General features: G+C 43.0%; 23 protein-coding genes and 1 riboswitch. Of the genes, 18 read left to right on the top strand and 5 right to left on the bottom strand.

Annotated elements, in window-relative coordinates:
• The first annotated feature begins 15 nt into the window (after window positions 1–15).
• The 8 genes from MHB50_RS14065 to MHB50_RS14030 all read left to right on the top strand — a co-directional run bounded on the left by MHB50_RS14065 (window position 16) and on the right by MHB50_RS14030 (window position 10669).
• Window positions 16–1176: a CamS family sex pheromone protein gene (locus tag MHB50_RS14065; protein ID WP_077110040.1), complete on the top strand. Its 1161-nt coding sequence runs from the start codon at window positions 16–18 to the stop codon at window positions 1174–1176.
• Between the two features lie 104 nt (window positions 1177–1280).
• Complete coding sequence (gene gatC, locus MHB50_RS14060) at window positions 1281–1571, top strand: Asp-tRNA(Asn)/Glu-tRNA(Gln) amidotransferase subunit GatC (protein WP_077110076.1); 291 nt, start codon at window positions 1281–1283, stop codon at window positions 1569–1571.
• Window positions 1572–1583: 12 nt separating this feature from the next.
• Window positions 1584–3041, top strand: coding sequence for an Asp-tRNA(Asn)/Glu-tRNA(Gln) amidotransferase subunit GatA (gene gatA, locus MHB50_RS14055; protein ID WP_340083969.1), 1458 nt, complete (start codon window positions 1584–1586; stop codon window positions 3039–3041).
• Between the two features lie 14 nt (window positions 3042–3055).
• Window positions 3056–4486 carry an Asp-tRNA(Asn)/Glu-tRNA(Gln) amidotransferase subunit GatB gene (gene gatB / locus MHB50_RS14050; protein ID WP_077110042.1) on the top strand — a complete coding sequence of 477 codons (1431 nt, stop codon included), beginning with the start codon at window positions 3056–3058 and terminating at the stop codon, window positions 4484–4486.
• A 787-nt stretch (window positions 4487–5273) separates the two neighbouring features.
• Window positions 5274–5372: riboswitch (guanidine-I (ykkC/yxkD leader) on the top strand.
• A 72-nt stretch (window positions 5373–5444) separates the two neighbouring features.
• A complete protein-coding gene (locus MHB50_RS14045) occupies window positions 5445–5786 on the top strand; it encodes a multidrug efflux SMR transporter (RefSeq protein ID WP_077110077.1) in 342 nt (113 codons plus the stop codon).
• Window positions 5786–6100, top strand: a complete 315-nt coding sequence (locus MHB50_RS14040; RefSeq protein ID WP_077110043.1) for a multidrug efflux SMR transporter — start codon at window positions 5786–5788, stop codon at window positions 6098–6100. Before MHB50_RS14045 ends, MHB50_RS14040 begins: the two co-directional genes overlap by 1 nt.
• A 450-nt stretch (window positions 6101–6550) precedes the next feature.
• Window positions 6551–7348, top strand: a complete 798-nt coding sequence (locus tag MHB50_RS14035; protein ID WP_340083968.1) for an arylamine N-acetyltransferase — start codon at window positions 6551–6553, stop codon at window positions 7346–7348.
• 159 nt (window positions 7349–7507) lie between these two features.
• The gene (locus MHB50_RS14030; protein ID WP_340083967.1) at window positions 7508–10669 is read left to right on the top strand and encodes an SH3 domain-containing protein; all 3162 of its coding nucleotides are present in this window, start codon (window positions 7508–7510) and stop codon (window positions 10667–10669) included.
• A gap of 73 nt (window positions 10670–10742) precedes the next feature.
• Here MHB50_RS14030 and MHB50_RS14025 read toward each other — a convergent pair whose 3' ends face one another.
• From MHB50_RS14025 to MHB50_RS14015, 3 genes are all read right to left on the bottom strand, one after another.
• Complete coding sequence (locus MHB50_RS14025; RefSeq protein ID WP_171973810.1) at window positions 10743–11147, bottom strand: carbon-nitrogen hydrolase family protein; 405 nt, start codon at window positions 11145–11147, stop codon at window positions 10743–10745.
• 436 nt (window positions 11148–11583) lie between these two features.
• The gene (locus MHB50_RS14020; RefSeq protein ID WP_340083966.1) at window positions 11584–12909 is read right to left on the bottom strand and encodes an FtsX-like permease family protein; all 1326 of its coding nucleotides are present in this window, start codon (window positions 12907–12909) and stop codon (window positions 11584–11586) included.
• Entirely contained in the window at window positions 12906–13595 is a 690-nt protein-coding gene (locus tag MHB50_RS14015) for an ABC transporter ATP-binding protein (RefSeq protein ID WP_340083965.1), read from the bottom strand. Before MHB50_RS14015 ends, MHB50_RS14020 begins: the two co-directional genes overlap by 4 nt.
• Window positions 13596–13722: 127 nt before the next feature.
• Between MHB50_RS14015 and MHB50_RS14010 the strand changes: the two genes are divergently transcribed.
• The 6 genes from MHB50_RS14010 to MHB50_RS13985 all read left to right on the top strand — a co-directional run bounded on the left by MHB50_RS14010 (window position 13723) and on the right by MHB50_RS13985 (window position 19238).
• Window positions 13723–14244 (top strand): YetF domain-containing protein, encoded by a 522-nt coding sequence (locus tag MHB50_RS14010; RefSeq protein WP_340083964.1) that lies wholly within the window; start codon window positions 13723–13725, stop codon window positions 14242–14244.
• 984 nt (window positions 14245–15228) lie between these two features.
• The gene (locus MHB50_RS14005; RefSeq protein ID WP_077110079.1) at window positions 15229–15771 is read left to right on the top strand and encodes a sigma-70 family RNA polymerase sigma factor; all 543 of its coding nucleotides are present in this window, start codon (window positions 15229–15231) and stop codon (window positions 15769–15771) included.
• Window positions 15768–16220 carry a hypothetical protein gene (locus tag MHB50_RS14000; RefSeq protein ID WP_340083963.1) on the top strand — a complete coding sequence of 151 codons (453 nt, stop codon included), beginning with the start codon at window positions 15768–15770 and terminating at the stop codon, window positions 16218–16220. Before MHB50_RS14005 ends, MHB50_RS14000 begins: the two co-directional genes overlap by 4 nt.
• Window positions 16213–17298, top strand: coding sequence for a hypothetical protein (locus MHB50_RS13995; RefSeq protein WP_340083962.1), 1086 nt, complete (start codon window positions 16213–16215; stop codon window positions 17296–17298). The genes MHB50_RS14000 and MHB50_RS13995 overlap by 8 nt, the downstream gene beginning before the upstream one ends.
• On the top strand, window positions 17295–18209 hold the full coding sequence (locus MHB50_RS13990) for a hypothetical protein (RefSeq protein ID WP_340083961.1): 915 nt from the start codon (window positions 17295–17297) through the stop codon (window positions 18207–18209). The genes MHB50_RS13995 and MHB50_RS13990 overlap by 4 nt, the downstream gene beginning before the upstream one ends.
• Window positions 18210–18323: 114 nt before the next feature.
• Window positions 18324–19238, top strand: coding sequence for a diacylglycerol kinase (locus MHB50_RS13985; protein ID WP_339164319.1), 915 nt, complete (start codon window positions 18324–18326; stop codon window positions 19236–19238).
• A 92-nt stretch (window positions 19239–19330) separates the two neighbouring features.
• On the opposite strand, the gene MHB50_RS13980 is transcribed toward MHB50_RS13985, so the two are convergent.
• The gene (locus MHB50_RS13980; protein WP_339164317.1) at window positions 19331–19828 is read right to left on the bottom strand and encodes a GNAT family N-acetyltransferase; all 498 of its coding nucleotides are present in this window, start codon (window positions 19826–19828) and stop codon (window positions 19331–19333) included.
• A gap of 29 nt (window positions 19829–19857) precedes the next feature.
• Complete coding sequence (locus tag MHB50_RS13975) at window positions 19858–20145, bottom strand: hypothetical protein (protein WP_339164314.1); 288 nt, start codon at window positions 20143–20145, stop codon at window positions 19858–19860.
• A 177-nt stretch (window positions 20146–20322) separates the two neighbouring features.
• On the opposite strand from MHB50_RS13975, the gene MHB50_RS13970 reads away from it, so the two are divergent.
• The 4 genes from MHB50_RS13970 (at window position 20323) to MHB50_RS13955 (ending at window position 25272) form a co-directional block, all read left to right on the top strand.
• Window positions 20323–20811 carry a PCYCGC motif-containing (lipo)protein gene (locus MHB50_RS13970; protein WP_339164312.1) on the top strand — a complete coding sequence of 163 codons (489 nt, stop codon included), beginning with the start codon at window positions 20323–20325 and terminating at the stop codon, window positions 20809–20811.
• A 550-nt stretch (window positions 20812–21361) separates the two neighbouring features.
• Window positions 21362–22507, top strand: a complete 1146-nt coding sequence (locus MHB50_RS13965) for a saccharopine dehydrogenase C-terminal domain-containing protein (RefSeq protein ID WP_340083960.1) — start codon at window positions 21362–21364, stop codon at window positions 22505–22507.
• A 40-nt stretch (window positions 22508–22547) separates the two neighbouring features.
• On the top strand, window positions 22548–23960 hold the full coding sequence (locus MHB50_RS13960; RefSeq protein ID WP_205178071.1) for a Na+/H+ antiporter NhaC family protein: 1413 nt from the start codon (window positions 22548–22550) through the stop codon (window positions 23958–23960).
• A 595-nt stretch (window positions 23961–24555) separates the two neighbouring features.
• Window positions 24556–25272 carry an NAD-dependent protein deacylase gene (locus MHB50_RS13955; RefSeq protein ID WP_339164304.1) on the top strand — a complete coding sequence of 239 codons (717 nt, stop codon included), beginning with the start codon at window positions 24556–24558 and terminating at the stop codon, window positions 25270–25272.
• Window positions 25273–25281 lie beyond the last annotated feature (9 nt).

The raw sequence follows: 25281 nt of genomic DNA, 5'->3' as shown, positions 1-25281 counted from the left end.
GGTGGATAATAAGACATGAAAAAATGGCTTTCACTTCTAATGGCAGGTGTATTGCTGACAGGATGTGCCCCCGGTTTTAACAACAATTCGGAAGGCTCCAAAAAAACAAAAGACGATCAAAAGGAGGCTTCCATCATCCCGAATTACCAAATGTCCGACTCATATCGGACAACCTTGCCTTTTGAACCAAGCAAGGCAAGAGGATTGGTCGTATCGAATTTAAATTCCCGTTACGATATTAATGAATTCGAGAACGGTTTGATGAGGATTGCAAAGGAGGAATTTTCTCCAGATAAGTATGTATTCCAGGAAGGCCAGCATCTGGACAAAGATACGGTAAGCCTTTGGCTGAATCGGAAGTTTACGAAGGAACAGTTGAAGGAACGAGGGCTGAAAGAAGAACAAAATGTTGGATTGAATCCATTAAATGATGGCAAAGGTTCAGTGGAGGAACAAAATCAAAAAAACCCGATTTATTTAGCCCATATTTTAGAGCATAATTATTTGATTAAAAACGACAAATCGGTCAAGCTGAGCGGCGTTGTTGTGGGGCTCGCCCTTAATTCCGTCCACTACTACCAGAAAGAAAAATACGGGGCGACATTTGAACAGGAAATTTCCCGCGAGAAAATGACGGAGGAAGGGAAAAAGATTGCAGAAGAAGTCGTCAAAAGGATGCGAGGCATGAAAGGGATGGAAAGTGTACCGATTGTCGTGGCGCTTTTTGAGCAAAAAGGCAAAAACTCCGTTGTACCCGGAAACTTTTTTGCTTATGCAAAGGCTGGGGAAGGCAGCGCCTCTTTGGGAGGGTGGAAAGATATTAAAGAAAAATACGTCCTTTTCCCATCCGATGAAGCCGAGAAAAACCATCGGGACGATCTTACCTTTTATTTAAGATTTAAAGATGATATCGAAAAATATTTTCCAAACTATAACGGAGTAATCGGAAAGGCCTTTTACAAAGACAGCCAGCTTGTCGATTTAAAGATCGAAATTCCGATTCAGATGTTTGGCGAAGCTGAAATTATCGGATTTACCCAATGGGCGGCGTCGCTTGTCATGAACCATTTTCCCGATTATATCAATGTCGAAGTGGACATTACATCAGTGAACGGCGCCGAAGCGCTCATTGTGAGAAAAGCAGGGGAAAAAGAACCGTTTGTACATGTTTATTAAGGATGGGCAAGAGCGGAAGTACCGCTTCTTCTTGCCCGATCCGAACTTTTTTTGATATGATCTATATTATTGTAAGTGGATCGAAAAAAACCGGAGGTGGTAAAATGTCTGGAATTTCCAAAGAACAAGTGTATCACATCGCAAATTTGGCCCGTTTGAAAATAAATGAAGAAGAGGCAGAGCAATTTACGAACGAGCTTGATCAAATCTTGCAAATGGCAGAAATATTGAACGAGCTCGATACTGCCCATATTGAACCGACTTCACATGTATTTGACCAAAAAAATGTCATGCGTGAAGATGTTCCGGATAAAGGGCTTTCTCTTGAAGAAGTGATGAAAAATGTTCCGGAGCATGAAGACGGTCTTATTAAAGTTCCTGCGATTTTGGAATAAGGAGGGAAACTTATGTCTATATTCGATCAAAAGATAAAAGATGTCCATGAACTCTTACATAAAAAAGAAATATCCGTTTCCGAACTTGTTGAGGAGTCTATTCAGCAGATCAACAAGGTAGAAGAAAAAGTGAAAGCATTTATCACTGTAGATGAGGAAAAGGCGCGGCAGCAAGCAAAGGACCTTGACGAAAAAGTTGGGACAGAAACTAGCAACCATCCGCTATTCGGTATTCCGTCCGGCATAAAAGATAACATCGTCACGAAAAATCTTGTCACTACGTGCGCCAGTAAAATGCTCGAAAACTTCGACCCCATTTATGATGCCACGGTAATGGAGAAATTAAATGAGAAAGGCGCCGTCACAATTGGAAAGATGAATATGGATGAATTCGCGATGGGTTCGACGACTGAAACATCCGCATTTCACCCGACGTTCAACCCGTGGAATCCTGAATTTGTTCCCGGCGGTTCATCAGGAGGTTCAGCAGCGGCAGTGGCAGCAGGCGAAATTATGTTTTCGCTTGGAAGTGATACAGGCGGTTCCATTCGTCAGCCGGCGGCTTTTTGTGGCGTCGTTGGATTAAAACCTACATACGGGCGTGTTTCACGATCAGGGCTTGTTGCGTTTGCGTCTTCCTTGGACCAAATCGGACCCATCACAAGAAATGTGGAGGACAACGCAATCGTCATGGAAGCTATTGCCGGTCACGACCATCGGGACTCCACTTCCATTGATCAAGAGGTGCCGAATTATTCGGCGGCGCTGAGCGGTGATATAAAAGGCTTGAAAATCGCTGTTCCAAAAGAATATCTTGGAGATGGCGTCAGTGAAGCATCAAGGGAATCTGTTTTGGCGGCATTGAAAGTATTGGAAAGCCTTGGGGCGACTTGGGAAGAAGTATCCCTCCCGCATTCAAAATACGGAGTAGGTACATATTATATCTTGACTTCATCGGAAGCATCATCGAACTTGGCCCGGTTTGACGGAGTGCGTTATGGATACAGAACCCCTAATCCGGAAAGCTTAGATGATTTATACAAGAAAACCCGTGCCGAAGGATTTGGCGATGAAGTAAAACGCCGCATCATGCTCGGGACATTTGCGCTCAGTGCCGGCTATTATGACGCGTATTACAAAAAAGCCCAGCAAGTACGCACCCTGATCAAGCAAGACTTTGATCATATTTTTTCTGAATATGACGTCATTATCGGGCCTACTACCCCGACACCCGCTTACAAAATGGGCGAAGTGATCGATGATTTGTTAACCATGTATGCCGGCGACTTATTAACAATACCTGTAAACTTGGCCGGTGTTCCGGCAATTTCCGTTCCATGCGGTTTTACAAACGGATTGCCTTTAGGCCTGCAAATTATCGGCAATTATTTTGATGAAATAACCATTTACCGCGTTGCTCACGCGTTCGAACAAGCGACAGACTATCATAAACAAAAACCACAATTGTAAGGGGTGAAAATGAAATGAACTTTGAAACGATCATTGGACTGGAAGTACACGTCGAGTTAAAAACAGATTCAAAAATATTTTCGCCTGCACCAAACCATTTTGGTGCCGAGCCTAATGCGAACACATCAATTGTTGATCTTGCGTATCCGGGTGTGCTCCCTGTTTTAAATAAAAAAGCGGTAGAATTCGGTATGAAAGCGGCTATGGCGTTGAATTGCGAAATTGCCACAGTAACAAAATTTGACCGGAAAAACTATTTTTACCCCGACAATCCGAAGGCTTACCAAATTTCCCAGTTGGACAAACCGATCGGGCAGAACGGTTGGATAGAAATAGAAGTAGAGGGAAAGAAGAAAATAATCCGGATTAACCGGGTGCATCTTGAGGAAGATGCGGGCAAGTTGACACATACGAACATGGGGTATTCCCTTGTCGACCTAAACCGTGCCGGCACGCCGCTTATTGAAATCGTGTCGGAAGCGGATATGCGCAGTCCTCAAGAAGCGTATGCCTACTTGGAAAAGTTAAAATCAATTGTCCAATATACGGGTGTTTCCGATTGTAAAATGGAGGAAGGCTCGTTGCGCTGTGATGCCAATATTTCCCTTCGCCCAATTGGACAAGAAGAATTCGGGACGAAAACCGAATTGAAAAACTTAAACTCATTTAACTTCGTGCGCCGGGGCCTTGAGTTTGAGGAAAAGCGCCAGGAGAAAGTTCTTCTGTCAGGCGGTGTCATTTTACAAGAAACCCGCCGCTACGACGAATCTACTGGGGAAACGATTCTCATGCGTGTCAAGGAAACAGCGGACGACTACCGTTATTTCCCTGATCCAGACTTGGTTGATCTCTACATTGACGATGAGTGGAAAGACCGTGTCCGCTCTGAAATTCCAGAGCTACCGGATGCCCGTAAACAGCGCTATGTCGAAGAGCTCGGGCTGCCTGAATACGATGCGATGGTACTAACACTTACGAAGGAGATGTCCGATTTCTTTGAAGCGACGATTGCTGCCGGGGCGGACGCAAAACAAGCTTCTAACTGGCTCATGGGTGAAGTGTCTGCCTACTTGAATGCCGAGCAGAAGGAGCTTCATGAGGTCGCGTTGACACCAGAAGGGCTTGCCGGGATGATTAAGCTCATCGAAAAGGGAACCATCTCTTCAAAAATTGCGAAAAAAGTGTTCCGGGAACTCGTGGAAAATGGTGGAGATCCGGAAAAAATCGTCAAAGAAAAAGGCCTCGTCCAAATTTCTGACGAAGGAGCCCTTTTGAAAATCATTGGCGAAGTTCTCGACAACAACGCTCAGTCCATTGAAGACTTCAAAAATGGTAAAGATAGGGCACTCGGCTTCTTGGTCGGGCAAGTCATGAAAGCGACAAAAGGCCAGGCAAACCCGCCGCTTGTCAATAAATTGCTCGTTCAGGAAATCAATAAACGGTGAAAAGGAAGAGGCTGTGGCACAACTAAATCAGCTGATGAAAAAACGAACAATACAGTGAAGCTTCATTCAGTAGGCGTTTTCTTCCATCTCCTACTGAATGTTAGTTGAACGAATCGGGTGCCTTACATGCGGGATAAAGTGAAACTTGGGACTGTCCGAAAAGTAATAATGGAGCTTGAAAAGGAAAAAAATAAAACCTAAGATTGCCGTAAAATCAACATTCTTGGGTTTTACTTTTTAATGCATTTGCTCTAAATTGGACTTTTTAGACAGCCCCTTAGTTGAACCAATCGGGCATTTAGGGGCCGTTTCTCCCTCTTAGACCTTTAGTATTCAACTCAAGTTGTTGAAGTGGGAGTATACGGCACCTTACATGCCGGATCAATTGTCCCAGTGTATCATACGCAAGCTTTTAGCGTAGTCAAAATAGGTAGACTCCTGTTGGAATAGCTCGAGCTGAAGATCCCGCAGGAAAGCGAACTTTGCTTTCCAAGGAAGCTGAAGAGACCTGCGGAAAGCGAAATATGTTGACGTAGCGAAGATAGGAATTTTTTTCACACAAATAAACCGAACAATTATAAATGAATTGTTCGGTTTTTCTATTTCGTATTTGCTTATGTCCCAGTCCCTTTTGAGATTACAGCGCAGAGATTTATGCAATTCAGTAAAAGTTTAATGAGGCAACATACGCACTCTACTTTGGACCTCGATTGATTATGGATATATGATTACACTTAAAACTTGAATAAAGGCTATATTTGTGTATAATTTTACCTAATGAAATAAGGTAAATGTTTTCTAGGGTTCCGTAACAAAGTATGTTAGCCTGGACCAAGAGGAAACTCGCAGCTCTGCTGTGTCACGGAAGGATAAAAGCCTGGGAGATACTGTTTAACAGTTATCTCTTAGGCTTTTTTTTTGCGTTATGGAAATCATCAAAATGGAGGGTGTCGGTGAAATGAATACAAGCTGGATTAAAGTAGTTATTGCTGCTGTATTTGAAGTCTTTTGGGTTATTGGATTAAAACACGCAGATAATTTTGCGACTTGGACAGGGACGGTTATTTCTATTGTTGTCAGTTTTTATTTAATGATTATGGCAGGCAGAAAACTTCCTGTTGGAACGGTCTATGCGGTATTTGTAGGTTTGGGTACAGCAGGGACGGCTTTTTCAGATATTGTATTTTTTGATGAACCATTTAATATAACAAAAATCATTTTGATACTGGTTTTATTAGCAGGCGTAATCGGCTTGAAATTAGTGACTAAAGACAACGTTAAAGAAGGAGCTGAATCTTAATGGCATGGGCTTCCTTAGTAGTTGCAGGCTTGTGTGAAATATTGGGTGTTTTAATGATAAATAAGTGGCATAAAGACGGCAATTGGCAATCGCTGGCATTGTTAATTCTTGGATTTGGAACAAGCTTTCTTTTTCTTGCACATGCAATGAAAACATTGCCCATGGGAACAGCATATGCGATTTGGACAGGAATCGGTGCATCCGGTGGAGCTATATTAGGAATGTTTTTTTATGGTGAATCAAAAAATTGGAAAAGAATTATTTTCATTGCAATGATCTTAGGGGCGGCTATTGGTTTAAAGCTGATCTCGTAAAATGATGACATTGTGGTGGATGGTGCTGATAAAATGCTTCATCTCTTAAATTGTAGAACCTGCATTCAATGAATCATTTCGAATAATGGACAAACATCCATACAGGGTGGATGAGGCCAATGGATGCTCTTTTGCAACTCATAGAGTAACGTTCATTTCTAATCCCCAAACAGGTTAATGAATCCGAATGGAGAGATTTATGGTGTTTTTCACAGCGATGAAGGCTACGGAGGAGGGCAAGCTTATTTTAGTTTGGAAGCTTGTTCTTGTTGGAAAAAATGTTTGAATCCACTTGAAACACGTCATGATGATTACGATATGGGTTTGCAGCATGATAATAGGCAAATGGCGAATTCAGTATTGGGTTCTTGCAAGTGGCTGTGTCATGAGCAGGGCATGTTATAATAAATACAGATTGGAATACACCGCCAAATTGGGAGGTGAGAACGGATGGAAACAGTTGTCGAGCAATATTTGCATCATTTACGGTTAAAAACAGAACCTCCAACCATAAATTACTTGCAAAGGCTCATCCAACACCATCTGTCGATCGTACCTTACGAAACGTTTAGCAAGTTTTATTATTATACACATGGTTCGGAGTTTGTCCCTTCTTTACCCCTATTTGTTAAAAACTTGACGGAAAAGGGGTGGGGCGGAACATGCTTCACACTCAATATTAATTTTTCCCGCCTGCTGGCTGAGCTTGGCTTTCACTGTTCACTCGTCAGAGTAAACCCATCTCATTTGGCGATTATGGTCAAAATAGCCGGAAAACGCTTGTATGTGGATGTGGGCTACGGGTCTCCCATCATGAAGCCCATTGAATTGGAAGCAAAGCACCGTCACATATTGCACGGTTTCGGAGAAGAGATCATTTTCACAAAAGCCGGCTCCGACAAGTATGAAATTGACCGTAGATCAAATGGAAAGTCATTTATCAAAAAGCAGATTGATTGGGAACCGTTGTCGGAAGAAGAGATAACGGCTGATATAGATGAATCGTACGATGATCGGGATGAAAACATTACCATGCGAAGAATTACAGCCGTTCGGTTTAATGGTCATCAATGTTTTTTTCTGCGCAACGACACGATGAAAGTCATGACACTCCGGAATATTAGTGAAATTCGTCTTCACAATCCGGACAGATGGATGAATTTAATCCAGGAAGTTTACCAGATTGATAAACATTCGACAGCATATGCTCTCGCCTTTTTGGAAAAACATGGTATAAACATTTTTTAAAAAATATTGAGATAAATTAAAACTTCACTACATGTCATAAAGAAATCATGCTTTTTTTCTACAAAACTCCCCAAAATTCTACCAAAATATTAAACATTTACCAATTTAAGTGCTTATGGTAGGATGAAAGTATGAGTTCCTAAAAAAGGGAGTGAAAAAATGAAAAAAAAGCTGATTATTCCCGGTTTGTGTTTTGCAGCCCTATCGACAACCGCGTTTCAAGAGGCCGTTCAGGCTGCAGAACCATCAAGTGTTTTAAAGTCTCAAAATGAGAGCAAAATTGTCTCTGTGAATTCCGGCTCTGTACTCAATCTTAGGAGCACGCCATCGACGAGCGGATCGGTCATCGCCCGTCTGTCCAGAGGTACAAAAGTCTCAGTGTTATCAGAATCCAACGGCTGGGCAAAAGTGACAGCGAATGGTAAGACCGGCTATGTAAGCAGTCAGTACTTGTCAAGCCAGTCGAGCACACCACCAGCGCCTAAACCGAGTCCTTCTGCCCCAGGAAAAACGACAACGAAATATGTGTCGGTAAATGCCGGCTCCAATTTGAATCTCAGGAGCACGCCATCGACGAGCGGGTCAGTCATTGGCAGGGTATCCAATGGTACAAAAGTCTCGGTGTTATCAGAATCCAACGGCTGGGCAAAAGTGACGGCGAATGGTAAGACCGGCTATGTAAGCAGTCAGTACTTGTCGAGCCAGTCGAGCACACCAACAGCGCCTAAACCAAGTCCTTCTGCCCCAGGAAAAACGACAACGAAATATGTGTCGGTAAATCCTGGCTCCAATTTGAATCTCAGGAGCACGCCATCGACGAGCGGGTCAGTCATTGGCAGGGTGTCCAATGGTACAAAAGTCTCGGTGTTATCAGAATCCAACGGCTGGGCAAAAGTGACGGCGAATGGCAAGACCGGCTATGTAAGCAGTCAGTACTTATCAAGCCAGTCGAGCACACCAACAGCGCCTAAACCAAGTCCTTCTGCACCAGGCAAAACGACAACGAAATATGTGTCGGTAAATGCCGGCTCCAATCTGAACCTGCGGAGCACAGCGTCAACGCGTGGTTCGGTCATCGCCCGTCTGTCCAAAGGTACAAAAGTCTCAGTGCTATCGGAATCCAACGGTTGGGCAAAAGTGACAGCAAACGGCAGGACCGGCTATGTAAGCAGTCAATACTTATCAAGCCAGTCGGGTTCGGCCACTCCGAGTCCTTCGGCCCCAGGAAAAACGATAACGAAATATGTGTCGGTAAATGCCGGCTCCAATCTGAATCTCAGGAGCACAGCGTCAACGCGTGGATCAGTTATCGGCAAATTGTCCAGAGGTACCCAAGTATCAGTGCTATCAGAATCCAACGGTTGGGCAAAAGTGACAGCAAACGGTAAGACAGGCTATGTAAGCAGTCAATACTTGTCAAGCCAGTCGGGTTCGGCCACTCCGAGTCCTTCTGCCCCAGGAAAAACGATAACGAAATTTGTGTCGGTAAATGCCGGCTCCAATCTGAATCTCAGGAGCACAGCGTCAACGCGTGGATCAGTTATCGGCAAATTGTCCAGAGGGACCCAAGTGTCAGTGATCTCGGAATCCAACGGTTGGGCAAAAGTAACGGCAAACGGCAGGACCGGCTATGTAAGCAGTCAATACTTGTCAAGCCAGTCGGGTTCGGCCACTCCGAGTCCTTCTGCACCAGGCAAAGTGACAACGAAATTTGTGTCGGTAAATGCCGGCTCTAACCTGAACCTGCGGAGCACAGCGTCAACGCGTGGATCAGTTATCGGCAAATTGTCCAGAGGTACCCAAGTATCAGTGCTATCGGAATCCAACGGCTGGGCAAAAGTAACGGCAAACGGCAAGACCGGCTATGTAAGCAGTCAATACTTGTCAAGCCAGTCGGGTGCGCCAACAGCGCCAACTCCGAGTCCTTCGGCCCCAGGAAAAACGATAACGAAATATGTCAATCATGCATCTATTTCTGGAATAAGCATGCACACGAAACCTTCATCACAGGCATCAGTCATGGTAAACATAGCCTCGGGAGTTCCAGTGCTTGTATACTCAGAAGAAAATGGATGGGCCAAAATTCGCGCCTATGGCAAGGATGGATATGTCCAGTCAAAATATCTCGCGGCTACACCTCCTGCTACAGGCGGTGGGCAAGATAACAATGCTCCCGGAGGACAGGTCAAATATGTAAACATAAATGCAGGATCAAATTTAAATTTGCGGTCATCGCCATCACTAAGTGCCTCGGTTATTGCAAAACTGGCCAATGGTACTGTCGTTAATTTTCTTTCTGAAAAAGATGGCTGGGCCAAAGTATCGGTGAACGGAAAAACCGGTTATGTGAGCTCACAATATTTATCCGCCAAATTGGATACACCACAAGAGAATGGTAAAGGATCCACAATGTATAGCAATTATGATCTGACGTTAGATGAAATGGTCAAGATTCAAATGGCGGCAAAGCCGCAGACCGACAAGAAATATCAAACATACATACGGGCAGATGCATTAAAAATGGATTCTCGTTCATCAGGAATTGTTCAAGGAAGCAACTGGAACGTAAGGGGCGGAGCCGGAACAAACTTTTGGACAGTAGGACAAGTTCAAAGGGGCACTCGTTTAAAAATCATTTCTTCTATAAAAGGTACAGACGGTCATACATGGTATCAGGTACAATATAATAAGACTTGGGTGAATGCAAGTCCAGATGATGTAAGATATTATGTGGACCCAAACAACTTTGTGAATGATCCGGTCAAGTCGCTGCAGTTTATCAATTTATCCAAACCTACACATATTCAAGCGACAGAAGTAAATCAAAATATTCTTTACAGAAAAGGAATATTAAGTGGAAAAGCTGCTGCTTTCATAAGAGCAGGACAGTTATACGGAGTTAACGAACTATATTTAATTTCCCATGCATTGTTGGAAACAGGCAACGGCTCTTCCAGATTGGCAAATGGTGTCAAAGTAAATGGAAGAACGGTCTATAATATGTACGGCATCGGTGCAAAAGATGGAGACGCAGTGGCAAAAGGCGCTCAATTTGCCTATAATGCAGGCTGGTTCACACCTGAAGATGCGATTATTGGCGGGGCAAAATTCATTGCACAAGGTTATATTGGCAAAGGCCAGAATACCATATATAAAATGAGATGGAACCCGGCGGCATCAGCTGCAAATGGAAGAGCCTCCCATCAATATGCAACGGATATCGGTTGGGCAGTAAAACAAATTAATCAAATTCATAATTTATATAGTCTACTAGGCTCTTATAAACTCATTTATGATATTCCGGTCTATAAAAAAATGTAGTTTCATTTCTACTTGGAAAAGACACTCACCTCAAACTGACGGTGAGTGTTTTCCTTCTATTGCTTTGCTGCTTTCATTTACACAACCTGCTCTTCTTAAAATAATTCACGTTTCTATTTTCAAGATATTTCATGGACAAACTCTCTCTCGTCTTGTAAACCAATGATAGATCAATGCTTTCTATAATCACTTTTTCTTGATGATCCGTTTTATTTAAGTAGTCACCATATGGTGAAATAATGGCACTTTCACCAAAATAAACAGATTGTTCTTCCAGGCCAACCTTATTGACGACTGCCAGAAAAAGCTGATTCTCCAATGCCCGGGCTCTCATCATAATTTTGTGATAGATTTGATAAGGAACAACATGCGCTGACAACACGACGATCATTTCAGCTCCATTTAAGGCATATATGCGTGACATTTCAGGGAATCCCGCATCAAAAGTCATCATTAATGCGATTTTTCCATCCTCCATGGTAAACAAGGGGCCTTCATTCCCCGCCGTAACTTGCCAACAAGTCTTTATTGCTGAACTTTTTGGGAATTGAGTGAAGGGTATGATGAGAGAGGTTTTCATTTTACTTCAAACAGTTTCCATGGACGATTTTAAGATCCATGATCATGCCTCCTTATGGGAATGCAAAATAACATTAAAATGCTTTTTTTCATCACGATTTCATCAAGTTTGGATTGTTATACAATCTCATTTTGTATGTGGCTGTCTCTCTTTTAACGAAAAAGCAAGCGCATGTAGAAGAGTTATTTAACACGTTGCACTCCTATTCAGAAAACGCCAAACAAAAAAGTGAGATAGAAGAAACGACTCTTAAAGCATTGTAGAACCAGGGGTAAAAGAATCCTGTTTGTGAAAAACATCCTGAAGGAGAGGGGAATCCCTTCAGGATTTTCCATTACACTTCTCTTCGAATGGCTCTTAATACATCTATTTTTGTGGCGCGCTGCGCCGGTCTCCAGCCGGAAAAAATGGTGACAATGAAGCAGATTGCCATACTGCTGATGGTTAATGTCCAGGGAATATAGGAGAACAGAAGTCCTTCGGGAAAAGTCTCATCAAAAACATGTTCAAAAACGAGGGGAAAAGAAAAGTTAACGAGAGAACTGATTCCGTAAGCAACAACTGATCCGATTACGGCACCTAGGAAGCCGATATAACTGCTTTCCAATAAAAAAATACTTTTTATTGTTTTTGGCTTGGCCCCGATCGCTTTCATAATCCCAATGTCCGGCGCCCGTTCTGTTACCGCCATCGTCATCGTGTTATAAATTCCAATAGAAGCAATAATGATTGCGATTGTGCCAATAAAGAGTAATCCTGTTTTTATAATCATAAATAGCTTGTTCACTTGCTTCATTTCATCATGGATGGAGTAGGTGATATAGTTGTCGGCATCCAGCTTTTCAATAATATCGGACACCGCTTGCGCGTTTTGCGCGTAAATTTTTACACTGTCATACGTTTTTTCTTTTGCACTATTTTTTTCTGGATTGCCGCGAGGAGTTCCGGTGAATTTTTCAACCTCTTGTAAGATGGTTTCAGAAATATACACATTCGAGATGCTTAGCCAGTCTTTTGCGGGCTTTTCGGCAACCCCGACAATCGTAAGGGGAAATGACGCTTTCGTTTCTTTCCCATCATTGATTTTGAGCACTTCCATGTCCACCGTTTTCCCAACTACACCGTCTTTAAAGGCAAGCTCGTTCTTTAAAGTCCCGTCTTTATGATAAGGGGCGACACCATCTGGAGCCTTGTGTGACAAGTCTTTTGAAAAGGTGTGGCTAACGACAATTTCATTGTCTTTTGCCGGAAGCCTTCCTTCAGAGAGTTTGAACCCTGCTTTTAGTTCTGAAGGAAAGTGGGGGACGAAAGCTTCGGCAGAAGCAGTGAATTCTCCAATTGTAAAAGAGGGAGTCTGCTGTAAATTTTGCCTGCGTGTCACAACTTTCACATTTTCCAGCGCTTCGAAATATTCAATATGCCTGTCCGTCAATTGATCAATGCTTCCCGCTTCATTTTCTTTTCCATTGACATCAATTTCCGTCACAAGCCGGCCTTCCAGCATTTCTTTTATTATAGCTTTATGAAGTCCAAAGCCTACAGACGCCAGGACAATCAAAAATGCACACCCAATCGCTGTTGCTACAATCGTCATGAACATCTGTCTCTTATTCTTTTTCATATTTTGTTTAACAAATCGGAATTGATCTTTCAAACTCATGGAAGAACACCCTCCATCATTTTGCCATCCGCCATTTCGAGAATCCGTCTTCCCATTTGCGCCACCTTTTTATCATGGGTGATGACTAAAAAAGTAATACCAAGTTCATTATTCAGTTCTTTCATAAACATCAGCAAGTTATCTTCCGTTTCACTGTCCAAACTTCCAGTCGGTTCATCGGCAAGGATCAGAGGGGGATTGACAACAAGGGCGCGTGCGATACTGACACGCTGCTGCTGGCCTCCCGATAACTCACTGGGATAGTGAGACTTGTATGTAAGTAAGCCAACCCTTTCCAATGCTTCATCCACTTTCATACTTCGTTCGGCTTTCCGCATTCCTTTTAAAATAAGCGGCAGTTCGATATTTTGAAAGGCGGTCATGCTCGGGATCAACTGAAAGTTTTGGAAGATAAACCCGATATGATGGAGACGGAACTCGGCAAACCTAGACTCATTCAAATTTGTAACGAACGTTCCTCCAATTTTCACCTCGCCCCGATTTGGTTTCAGGAAGCCGCTTATGATATTCAGCAACGTGGATTTGCCTGAACCGCTTCTGCCCATAATGGCAACCAGCTCACGTTTTTTTACTGAAAAGGATAAATCTTTCAGTACGTGAATTTTTTGCGTTGCCCCTTTTCTCCCCACTCGAAAAGCATGACAAAGATTTTTAACTTCAATCATCGTGATCCCGTCCTTTGAAAGATGCATTTATCTATTAGACGATCGAAAGGAAAGAAATACTACAAAAAATATTTGTAAATATTTTCCCTAGTTGCCGCAAAGGATAATGTTTAAGGGAGATGATGTCATGAACGCCGTTTTCCAAGCAGCCACTATTCTGATAGCAGCAATCCTGTTGTTACGGTTATCCGGAAGAAAATCAATTGCCCAAATGACCTTGCCCCAAACGATTGTCATGCTGGCGGTCGGGACTATTCTCGTCCATCCGATCACAGATAAAGGTGTGGTAGATACATTCGTCGTCATTGCAACGTTTGTGGTCACATTGCTGCTGTTAGAATTTTTGCAGGTAAAAATAAATGGATTTGAAAAATTATTGACGGGAAAGTCCAGAATCGTCATTCAAGACGGGGTTTTGAATGTTGCTGAATTAAAAAAGTTGCGGATGACGGTTGACCAGTTGGAAATGAGGCTCCGAACGAGTGGAATTGAAAAAATTGAAGATGTAAAAACAGCCACAATTGAACCGAATGGTCAATTGGGCTACGAGCTAATGGACGATACCAAACCGTTGACCGCAGGCGAATTCAAAAAGTGGATGGAGGTTTATTTGCAAAGCAATCATAGTGACCCGGCACTGGGTCAATAGACCGACAATCTATTTAAAGAAATTCAAGACAATGACAAGAAAAATCCCAAATATCTTCAGTGACAAAATGCAGGGTGCCAGTCAATCACCCTGCATTTTTTAGTTGGTCAAAGAACTTATTGCAACGATAAATCCCTGCTCTATGAATGTAAGAGGTCGTTTCGTTTTTTAAAAGTCTTAACCAGAAGCATCCAAAGGCAGTGAGAAATGTGGCCGGGTAGCGGTCAATGGCTCCACGACATAAATGGTGTCAGGGATTCCGGAAAGAAAAAACGCATAAAGAAGGCAACCTTAGTCAAAGAAAACTAACAAGCGGAAATGCTTGAATAAGCGCACTTCCGCTCTTCCGCGGGTGAAAAAAGAGAGCGTTTTTTTCTAATAAGAAGACCGTCACCGCTCATCGCTGTTAAAAAAGCGGGGATGATCAAAAGAAATTTTCCTGTTAAATTTTGTCCGAGATTTGTACAAAAGCCGCGAGTAAATCTTAGCGAGTCTTGACTTGGAATCGGCGAGTAACTCAAAAAAGGGTTTGTATTTTCCAAAAGACGTGAGTAAATCGAAAAAGTGGATCGTATTTTTCAAAAGTCGTGAGTAGATCGAAAAAGTGGATCGTATTTTCCTAAAGTCGTGAGTAAATCGAAATAGTTGATAGTAAATGGAAAAAGTCGCTAGTAAACTCCAAAAAAGACAAGTAAATTGTCGATTGTAAAGTAGGAAATATTCTGAAATATAATTCAAAGAAATTCCGGAAACAGGAAGATAATCTCGAAAAAAAGCGGATAGTACAAATAATCTTATCATCATTTTTTGAAATTCCCACTCTAATTTCTTTTTGAACCGCTGATTTACTCGAATGAAGCTCCTCTATTGACGGCATAATGATACAATAATCAAGGCTTGAATAAATTTTACATAATACTGTAGGGAAATCCCGGTGCCCTGCGTCTATATAGGTGACGTCGTTTGAGAGGGGGGAGAGAAGGGTTGGATGATCAGCTCATTGAAAAAATCAAGAGCGGAAATGACCATGCGTTCCGGATACTCGTTGAGAAATACCGGAATCTGGTCTTTCATACTGCATATGGCGTTTTGCGCAATGAAAAAGATGCGGAAGACGCCGCGCAAGAAGTATTTCTTAAAATCTATACTTCTCTCCCCCAATATGAGAAGCAAGGTTTTACAACGTGGGTTACAAGAATTGCTGTCAATCATGCCATTGATATCAAAAGAAAGAAAACGCGAAGACATGAAGAAATGAATGTTGAGTATGAGGAAAAGAGTCATGCCCCGCCTGGAGAAAGTGTTGAACTGCTTGTGATTCAACGTGAAAGGAAACGGCTTATCCGCAAAAGACTGAATGAACTTCCTGACAATTACAGGGACGTTGTGGAAGGTTTTTACATAAAAGAACAGACTTATGAAGAACTGGCTGAAAAACTGGATGTAAAATTGAAAACGGTCGAAGTAAGATTGTACAGGGCAAGGCAATGGATGAAAAAGCACTGGAAGGAGGATGATTTTTCATGAACCACCAGACGTATGGGCAATGGCTCCAGTATGCCAAAGACGAACTTGATGAAGAATTGCGTGTTCAATATGAAAACCATCTATACAGCTGCAACCACTGCCTCGAGCTGTACGTAAAAGCCGTTGAGGAAGCGGATTATCCTTCTCTCGCTGATTCTGTTGGAGCAAGCTTTTCCGACTCGGTGATGAAACGTATTGAAAAGCCGAAAGAAGTACCGCGGGAAAAAGCGGGCGGCAATATAAAGAAGCAAACATTGATGCATTACGGGGTGGCTGCTGCCATGACGTTTTTACTAATGTCTACCGGGGCATTCTCACAATTGGTGAACATAGCCAGTACCTTTGCCGCCAACGAGGATCGTTCCATCGTGAATGGCTTTTTGCAAAACACTGATTCCATTACTGAAAAAATTGAAACCACCCTTGAGGAGGAAAATAAAGATGAATAAAAATCCGATCATTGCATTTTTGCTCGCCTTCTTTCCGGGCGGGGGGCTCATGTATCTCGGAAAAGTATTACGCGGGCTTTTTTATACGGCTATCGTATTTGGCTTTCCGGTCCTTTCAGTGGTGGCGACCGGTGTTACTAACAGCGACTTTTTCCTTGTATTTGCTTTTGGCGGGCTGATCATGTATATCATCAATTTTATTGATACGACGATCACCGCCTCAAAGCTATACAATCCTAACGAAGTGCTACCCGACGGACAATTGATGGAAAAGACACCAGATTCGGAACGTTTTTTTGCCATCATTCTCTCTTTCGTTCCCGGGCTTGGCCACTTTCAACTAGGATTGGTTTACAGGGGAGTAACACTGCTTGCCATCTTTATCGGGCTGGCTGTTATGGTGCTTTTCGTGGCCATGATGTCAGGATATAGTCAATTTCTTATTTTCCTGGGAGCACTTCCGCTCATTTGGGTTTATGGATTTTTTGATATCATGCAATTGCTTGAACGGAAACAGAAAGGGGAAACGCTTGAGGACATCTCCGTTTTGGAAGACCTAGAAAAGCGGAGAGCGGGCGGTAAAAAAAGCAAATCAGTAGCTGCGTTGCTTTCTATCATGCCAGGGGCGGGGCACCTGTATCTTGGCCTGCAAAAACGCGGAATTCAACTGATGGCGGCCTTTTTGTTCTCCATCTATATATTGGATGTGTTAAGCCTGGGTCTTTTCCTTTTTATCATTCCGATCATTTGGTTTTACAGCTTTTTTGACAGCATGCAAAAAGCCTCTCTATACGGTACCGGGGAAGTAGAGGATGAGCCACTCGTATCATATCTGGCCAATCACCAGAAATGGCTTGGTTTAGGTTTAATTGTTTTGGGTTTTTATTACCTGGTTATGAACATTTTTATTCCGTTAGCTGAGCCGGCACTTGAAGAATTTCTAAATACGAATTTTCACGATTTTGTCTACGGTTATCTCCAACAGGCGATTCTATGCCTGATCTTGATCGGAGGCGGGATTAAGGTATTAATGGGAAAAAAATCAAGCGCGACAGCCAAAGAGGGGGATGCGAAATGAGAATGTGGAGAGTTGGCTCATTTTCCATGGGGGCCGCCCTATTATTATTGGGCTTATTCCTTTTATTAACCCAGGTTTTCCAGTGGGATCCAGGATATGTATTATTGTCCTGGTGGCCAACGCTGCTTATCATTTTAGGTCTTGAGATCCTCCTTTATTTGAGAATAGCGAAAAAGGAAAATGCTGCAGTCCAATATGATTTTATTAGCATTATTTTTATCGGTTTAATCGGAACGGCAGGTGTCGCCATGGTACTGGCCCATTCAACGGGTATATTGGCGGTGGCGGAGCAAGTCATGAAGGCGGAAGTGAGAACGGAGAACTTGCCGAAATATGAGGAAACCTCCTTGGCGGGGGTCAAGCGAATCGTTGTGGATTCCTGGTCCTACCCGCTTAACATCGAAGGGACCCAAGAGCAACACGTTTCTCTATTTGGGACGTATGAAGAAGAAAAGGCAAGTGAAACTTCCTCGCCCTCATTAAAAGAAGTTTCAGATTACGCACTCGTTGAAAAAAAAGGCGACACCTTGTTTATCAAAATGAAGGAGCTTCCGTATCATCGGTTTTCCGAACATTTGACCGCCGAAGCGACATTACTCGTGCCAACGGGAATGAAGTTGGAAGTGGATGCAAAAAACCATATGATCAAAGCGAGCCCCCGGCAAATAGAAAACGATTGGAAAATCGAGGGAGCAGGAGTTGTTGAAGTGAAAGCGGAAAAATCGGCAAACATGAATATTTCCGTTCAAAACAGTCACAATCTCGGACAAGGGGACTGGGAAAATGTTCAAGATAAAAGCAACGAAAGAGAAAATAGGGGAGAGTATGGCCCTCTTTCAGCTACTATGACGATTGGAAATGGCGCACACACGCTAACAATCGTCGGAGCTGATGCAGTAAATGTCCACTAAGTAGATTTTCTGGAGAAAAAAAGGTATGATTGTTGAGGAAAGATCTTTCGAAAAAATCTTCTTACAATACATTTCAGGAATTTTTGGTTGTTAGCTGATGAAGGATGGATGTACATGAAAAGAGCACGAATAATTTATAATCCCACAGCCGGGCGAGAAATCTTTAAACGCCATATTGCCGAAGTCCTTCAAAAACTGGAAATGGCCGGCTATGAAACTTCTTGCCACGCGACAACTGGTGCGGGCGACGCGAAAAAAGCTGCACGTATAGCTGTAGAAAGAAAGTATGATGTTGTCATCTGTGCGGGCGGGGATGGAACGATCAATGAAGTGGTCAACGGCCTTGCGGAGCAGGATTACCGTCCAAAATTGGGTGTGATCCCCACGGGAACAACGAATGACTTCGCCCGTGCTTTGCAAATGCCCCGGGATATAGATGCCGCCGTCGATATCATTACGGCTGGCCATACGATCCCAATTGACATCGGCAAGATGAATGACAGTTACTTTATCAATATTGCCGGAGGCGGAAGACTGACCGAACTGACGTATGAAGTACCTGCCAAATTGAAAACGGTCCTTGGACAGCTTGCCTATTACTTAAAAGGTATCGAAATGCTGCCATCTATTCGTTCCTCAGAAGTGAGCATCGAATATGACGGGAAACTGTTTGAAGGGGAAATCATGTTATTTCTGGTCGCGCTGACAAATTCCGTTGGCGGGTTTGAAAAACTGGCGCCGGACTCTTCCATTAACGATGGCTTGTTTACATTGCTTATCTTGAAAAAAACGAATCTGGCCGAGTTTATCAGAATTGCAACACTCGCACTCCGGGGAGAACATATCAACGATCCCAATTTAATTTATTCCAAAGCAAACCATATCAAAGTCAAGTCGAAAGAAAAAATGCAATTAAACATTGATGGAGAATATGGAGGACTTTTGCCAGCCGAGTTTAACAACTTGTACAGGCATTTGGAAGTATTTGTACCCATTGATGACATCAGACCTGAAGACAAGGCAGAGTAAATGGAAATAGAAAAGCAGCTCCTTTTGCCTACCGTGGCAATCGCCAAACGGTTTAATGCAAGAGCTGCTTTCTATCACATTCACATTCTTGTTTACGATAATAGTTTATATAAATATAGTTCGTCAATCGGCTTTCCGTTGATCATCAGTGAATGGACCCTTTCGCCCTCAACTTCAAAACCAAGCTTTTTATATAGTTCGTAAGCCTTTTCATTGTGTTTTATCACTGTAAGGCCGAGTCGGGTCACCCCAACTTCTTTCGCCCACCGGAAAGCCTCCTTCAACATTTTTTCGGCAACACCTTTTCCCCGGTGTTCCTCTACAACTCCGGTTACAATACGGGCAGAATGCTGGTTTCTTGTTGTTGTCCCGCCGAGGACCATCACATAACCGACCAGTCTATCCTCTTCTTCGGCTACAATGATTGTAGAATTGCTTTGGAGAAGAATTTTTTCAATGCGTTGCTCTTCCTGTTCTATGCTCGTTTTTCTTTCTCCAGGATCAAACAACATCATATTGGAAGAATCGATGCTTACAAGTAAATGAGTAAACTGCTCGGCGTCCTCCAGGCGGATATGCCTGATGTTCATAGGCGTCATTCCTACTTTCTATTCAAATTTTATTTACCGCTTTTTTCGGAATAAAACCCGATGAGAAGCGCGATCGAAGCTGCAGCCATACACCCCATAGCTAAAATGAGCCAGAAAAGAATCAAGTCTAAATTGGTCATACTTCTGGCGAAAATAATAAATCCAATTCCCAAGGCTACTCCTACAAAAAATAAAATCGAACCTGTCGTATATCTTTTCCCTTTTTGGATATTTCTTTTTGTTTGTGTAACCCCCCAAGCAGTTAACATTCCAATAATTATAAATGCTAAAATCAGAGTCCATAAACCGCTGGACATACTAACTCCCCCATTTCACCAGTTCTATTTTACCATAATTTACGAAATCTCGCAGTTTCCCCTTTTTTGCAGTAGTAAAAACGGCGGAGAAACAGAATGTCATGTGACATATGTTGAGAATGGCTATGAACAACAGTAGAATATACATTGAAGAATTTGAAAAGAAAGGAAGCTTTCATGAAAAAGATCATAATCAGTGGGATGTTGTTTGGGATGCTGTTGCTGGCAGCCTGTTCACAGTCAGGGGAAGAAAAACCACAAGATGATTCAAATAAAGATCAACAAGTCGCTGCTGCGGATATTCGTGAAGAAACGAGCGGGACAACGGTGCTTCCCGAGTTTTTAAAAGAAAAGCCGGAAGACATGCAAACGATTTATAAAGCGGCGGCACTTAACAAAGATTTATTGGAGAAAATGCCTTGTTATTGCGGCTGCGGAGATTCTGTCGGGCATAAAGACAATTATGATTGCTTTGTTCATGAAAATAAGGAAGATGGTGCAGTCGTATGGGATGATCACGGTACAAAATGCATCGTTTGCCTGGAAATTGCCGCAAAAGCGGTGATGGATTTTCAGGAAGGAAAATCGATAAAGGAAATACGTTCTGAAATTGATCAAAAATATAAAGAAGGTTATGCAGATCCAACACCGACAGAAGAAGCATAATGTAAAGATGCGGGAGTCTGGGACACAAATAAATCAGCTGATGAAATAAAGAATAATAAAGTGAAACTTCATTCAGTAGGGCTTCTACTGAATGTTAGTTGAACGAATCGGGCATTTAGGTGCCGTTTTCCCTCACTCAGACCTTTTGTATTCATTCAAGATTTTGAAGTGGGAGTCCTACGGCTTTGCTTGTGTCCCATACTCTTCTGTTTATTGTAGAAAAAAGCCGTGAAAAAGCGGCCGCACGCTATGTTATGTATGGGTTCATCGACTCATCATGTTGTGAGCCACTCTTCCACCATCCCGGGCAGATCATTGCATGTAAAATCGGATAAACTTTACCAAAAAAATGACCATAAAACAAAAGCGGATGAAACATCATTCCGCTTTTTTTGTGTGTAAGTGTGCCGTTTCATCGATGCTTACGGTCAATTTATAACGAAACGTATTTATTGGGACACCTTTTGCATAAATATGTAATGCGGGACAAGCGGGCGGGTGAAAATAGCGCGCGCCCCTGAACCCAGATTGGATAGAGGAGTTGAACTTTATGCGAGTTGTTGTGCTAGGAACCGGAATGATTGGCAACTTAGTCGTATGCGAGATTGCCAAAAGTGAGGCAGTTGCCGAAGTACTGGCGGTAGATGGTTTACAAAAGAATTTGGATCAGTGTGTATCGCAGGCGAATAATGCGAAAGTAAAAGGCAAACTGGCACAATTAAACGAGGTTGAAGGCCTGACAGACGTGATGCGGGAAGCTGATATTGCGATCGCCTGCTTGCCCCATTCCCTCAGTTTTCTAGCTGTGCAAGCGGCGATATCAGCAAAGTGCCACCTCGTGGACTTAGTCGGCTCTCAATATGTAGAAAAAGAAAGGTTAAACGGTGCCGCACAAGACAGTAACGTCTTGATTGTACCGGGGTGCGGTGTCGCGCCTGGAATTGTAAACGCTTTAGCGGCGCGTGGAGCTGAATTGTTGGACGAAGCGGATGAAGTGACAATGATTTGCGGCGGGTTACCCCGTCATCCCAAACCCCCATTATGGTACCAAGTCGTTTTTCGCTTGGAGAGCGTGATGAAACTGTACACAAGGCCAGCTTTGGCAGCTGAAAATGGTAAAATCATTGAATTTCCCCCACTATCGGGATTGGAAGATATTCATTTTCCGGAACCAGTGGGCGCGTGCGAGGCTGTTATTACTGATGCCCATAGTGTCCCCCATACTTTAAAAAATAAAGTCAAAAAAATATATGAAAAAACAGTGCGTTACAAGGGTCACTGGACCAAAATGGGGGTTTTGGCCGAGTTGGGATTTTTGGATGAAAAAACACTCAACATAGACGGCATTATGATCAGTCCGCAACAGGTGACGACCGCATTGTTGGAGCCCAAACTTAAAAGCGGCTCCATTGAAGATACAACCGTATTAAGGGTCATTGCAAAAGGAAAACGAGATGGGGAAACAGCAACATTTACATGGGAGATGGTCGACCTGTACGACCGGGAACGTAACATTACTTCGATGGCGAAAACGACAGCTTTTCCAGCAGTAGTAGTGGCAGATTGGATGGCGAGAGGCAAGATTGCTGATCAGGGCGTTCTCCCGATTGAACAATTAATAACTGGAGAGAAATTTCATGCTTTCATGAAAGAGTTGAAGAAGAGAGGGATTACGATTTCGTTTAACAAAAACTGATCACAAGCAGTTGCCCATATTATACTTGGAGGAGAAGAATATGGAAGCGGCCGAACACTTAGGCATTGTTTCGATCATTCCGGCAACGGTTGCCATTGCTTTGGCTTTTATAACCCGAAATACAGTTTTTTCTTTGGCTGTGGCCTGCTTTGTCGGTGTCTTATTTGCGGGACAAGGATTAATGGGCTTTCCTAACTTATTAAAAGATTCTTTAGGAACGACGAGTTTTTCGTGGATATTTTTACTGGAATTGTTTATTGGTATTTTAATTGCCTTCTTTCAGCGCACCGGGGCCATTCAAAACTTTACAAAGATAATTGATAGGAGAAATTTAACCCGTGTCAAAACACAAGTCCTCTCATGGTTATTAGGTATGTTTGTTTTTTTTAGCGATTATTTCAGTCCGCTATTTGTCGGATCAACGATGCGAAATGTATCAGACAAGGCAAAAATTTCGAGGGAAAAACTAGCGTACATCGCAGATTCGACATCTGCTCCCGTCAGTGTCATGATCCCGATTTCGGGTTGGGCAGTTTATATTTCCGGGCTGCTGATCGGTTTAGGGAGTGTTAGTGATCAATCATCTGCGATAAATGTATTTGTCCAATCGATTCCATTCAATTTTTACGCCATTCTGTCCGTCCTTTTCGTTGGATTGTTGGCTCTCCGGTTCATTCCTGAATACGGTCCCATGAAGGAGGCGGAACGGCGTGCGATGGAAGAAGGAAAAGTATTGCGTGATGGGGCTGAGCCATTAATGGGGGAGGAGTTGACGAATACACCTCCTTACGAAGGGATAAAAACGAATATTTTTTTGAACTTTTTCTTTCCGGTCGCTATTGTCATTTCGATCGCTGTCGGGACTTTTATGGCTGTTCAATCTGCCAAAACGATGGAAGCGTTCTTGGCGGCCGTTGTCGTGCTCGGTATCATTATGCGAATTCAAGGCATCCCATTGCAAGAAATCATGAAAACGGCTACAGATGGAGTGAAGGGAATTATGCCCGCCGTTATTATTTTGGCGTTTGCTTATTCGCTTAATCATTTGAGTCAACAACTGGGGACTGCATCTTATATTGTTTCGATCACTGAAGGGTGGATGTCGGCCAGTTTACTGCCATTACTAACCTTTCTCATCGCGGCGGTCATTTCATTTTCGACAGGCACGTCTTGGGGAACTTTTGCGATTATGATTCCCTTATCGGTTCCGATGGCCTTTCATTTTTCAGGAGGAGAAATCAGTACTGTGGTGCTTGCCACCATTGCCGCAGTCGCGGGAGGCGGTGTCTTCGGTGACCATTGTTCGCCGCTTTCAGATACATCCATTTTAGCTTCAACGGGGGCAGCTTCAGATCATATTGATCATATTAGGACACAATTGCCATACGCTTTAACGGTTGCTTGTATCGCCGCTATTTTATATCTTGCGATTGGCCTCATCTTTATTGGTTAGGAGTGCTATTATTTACAGAATATTATGTGTTATCTTGTTTTCTATAAAAAGAATCATTTATCAGATTCCAATTCTGGCTTAAAAAGATAATAGGCAAGCAGGAGGGAGACCAAAAACCGAATACCAGATTTGCTGGATACCCCTGATCGAGGAAGAAAAAGCGGACTTGATACCCGTTATGTAAAGGTAAACGAACCGCATCTATATTGTTAGACGCAGTGTAACAATCGAAGAGGGCCTTTATTGTGCAAAAAGGTGCTGCCCGTTTCTAGGTTTCCACGATAATTTGGTCGTGATAATCGTTCTTCGAGCAATCGGGTGTTCATCCCGAACGCATACTAAAGAAATAAGAATCAATTGTGGAAGCAACGCCGCAGAGCCGCGACATGGCAAAGGCAGGACTCTAAAAGCGGGGAAGCGGCTCTCCGCTAGCAAGGGGGAGGACGTTCAAAACGGCTTGTCATCGGAATGTCATCCGAAAATGCCATTTCATCCAGCAGCTTAGAAATGATTCACTTTCCGTTTTGCCACAACCCATCACATTTCTATTTCCATGCTATACTGAAGTGAGAAGCTGAAAGGAGTGCTGTACCAGGTGTTGCTCGAAAAATTGAAAAAATCCAATTATACAGTTGTCCTGACAGGAGCAGGCATGTCGACGGAGAGTGGCCTTCCCGATTTCCGTTCTCAAAGCGGCGGCCTTTGGCAGAAAGAAGATCCAAGCCGGATTGCAAGTACTGATGCGCTGAACCGCAATGTGGAAAAATTTTTCGAATTTTACCGCCACCGTGTGCTAGGCTTGAAAGATTGCAAGCCTCATATTGGCCACGACATTTTGGCCAAATGGGAAAAAGACGGAATCATCCAAAGTATCATCACACAAAATGTGGATGGATTTCATACGGAAGCGGGCAGCAAAAATGTCGCGGAACTCCACGGAACACTGCAAAAGGTTCATTGCCAATCGTGTGGAAAACAGTATAGAAATGATACTTACATTAATAAGCAATATGAATGTGAGTGCGGCGGCAAACTTCGCCCGTCTGTTGTGTTGTTTGGAGAAATGCTTCCGGAGGATGCGCTTTTTCAAGCCGCGGAAGAGAGTGAAAAGGCAGAGCTGTTTATCGTTCTCGGGTCTTCACTCAGTGTTACACCTGCCAACCAGTTTCCACTCATCGCGAAACAAAACGGAGCCTATCTCGTCATTGTGAATATGGAGCCGACCGAGCTGGACATATATGCCGACATGACCATTCATAACCGGAAAATCGGCTCGCTCTTAAAGGAATTGGATCATCAATTGAAAGAGTAGGGCATTCAA

This window comes from Siminovitchia sp. FSL H7-0308 (assembly GCF_037980985.1).
Lineage (GTDB): Bacteria > Bacillota > Bacilli > Bacillales > Bacillaceae_C > Siminovitchia > Siminovitchia thermophila.
Note: the sequence above shows the minus strand (reverse complement) of the source record. Positions and strands in the feature narration are given on the sequence as shown.

Coding starts and splice junctions, on each gene's coding strand:
- gatA (WP_340083969.1), top strand. CDS start 1,584: ATGTCTATATTCGATCAAAAGATAAAAGATGTCCATGAACTCTTACAT.
- MHB50_RS13980 (WP_339164317.1), bottom strand. CDS start 19,828: ATGAACATCAGGCATATCCGCCTGGAGGACGCCGAGCAGTTTACTCAT.
- MHB50_RS14040 (WP_077110043.1), top strand. CDS start 5,786: ATGGCATGGGCTTCCTTAGTAGTTGCAGGCTTGTGTGAAATATTGGGT.
- MHB50_RS14015 (WP_340083965.1), bottom strand. CDS start 13,595: ATGATTGAAGTTAAAAATCTTTGTCATGCTTTTCGAGTGGGGAGAAAA.
- MHB50_RS14000 (WP_340083963.1), top strand. CDS start 15,768: ATGAACCACCAGACGTATGGGCAATGGCTCCAGTATGCCAAAGACGAA.
- MHB50_RS13960 (WP_205178071.1), top strand. CDS start 22,548: ATGGAAGCGGCCGAACACTTAGGCATTGTTTCGATCATTCCGGCAACG.
- gatC (WP_077110076.1), top strand. CDS start 1,281: ATGTCTGGAATTTCCAAAGAACAAGTGTATCACATCGCAAATTTGGCC.
- MHB50_RS13970 (WP_339164312.1), top strand. CDS start 20,323: ATGAAAAAGATCATAATCAGTGGGATGTTGTTTGGGATGCTGTTGCTG.
- MHB50_RS13985 (WP_339164319.1), top strand. CDS start 18,324: ATGAAAAGAGCACGAATAATTTATAATCCCACAGCCGGGCGAGAAATC.
- MHB50_RS13965 (WP_340083960.1), top strand. CDS start 21,362: ATGCGAGTTGTTGTGCTAGGAACCGGAATGATTGGCAACTTAGTCGTA.
- MHB50_RS13990 (WP_340083961.1), top strand. CDS start 17,295: ATGAGAATGTGGAGAGTTGGCTCATTTTCCATGGGGGCCGCCCTATTA.
- MHB50_RS14010 (WP_340083964.1), top strand. CDS start 13,723: ATGAACGCCGTTTTCCAAGCAGCCACTATTCTGATAGCAGCAATCCTG.
- MHB50_RS14020 (WP_340083966.1), bottom strand. CDS start 12,909: ATGAGTTTGAAAGATCAATTCCGATTTGTTAAACAAAATATGAAAAAG.
- MHB50_RS14030 (WP_340083967.1), top strand. CDS start 7,508: ATGAAAAAAAAGCTGATTATTCCCGGTTTGTGTTTTGCAGCCCTATCG.
- gatB (WP_077110042.1), top strand. CDS start 3,056: ATGAACTTTGAAACGATCATTGGACTGGAAGTACACGTCGAGTTAAAA.
- MHB50_RS13975 (WP_339164314.1), bottom strand. CDS start 20,145: ATGTCCAGCGGTTTATGGACTCTGATTTTAGCATTTATAATTATTGGA.
- MHB50_RS14025 (WP_171973810.1), bottom strand. CDS start 11,147: ATGGAGGATGGAAAAATCGCATTAATGATGACTTTTGATGCGGGATTC.
- MHB50_RS14045 (WP_077110077.1), top strand. CDS start 5,445: ATGAATACAAGCTGGATTAAAGTAGTTATTGCTGCTGTATTTGAAGTC.
- MHB50_RS13995 (WP_340083962.1), top strand. CDS start 16,213: ATGAATAAAAATCCGATCATTGCATTTTTGCTCGCCTTCTTTCCGGGC.
- MHB50_RS14035 (WP_340083968.1), top strand. CDS start 6,551: ATGGAAACAGTTGTCGAGCAATATTTGCATCATTTACGGTTAAAAACA.
- MHB50_RS14065 (WP_077110040.1), top strand. CDS start 16: ATGAAAAAATGGCTTTCACTTCTAATGGCAGGTGTATTGCTGACAGGA.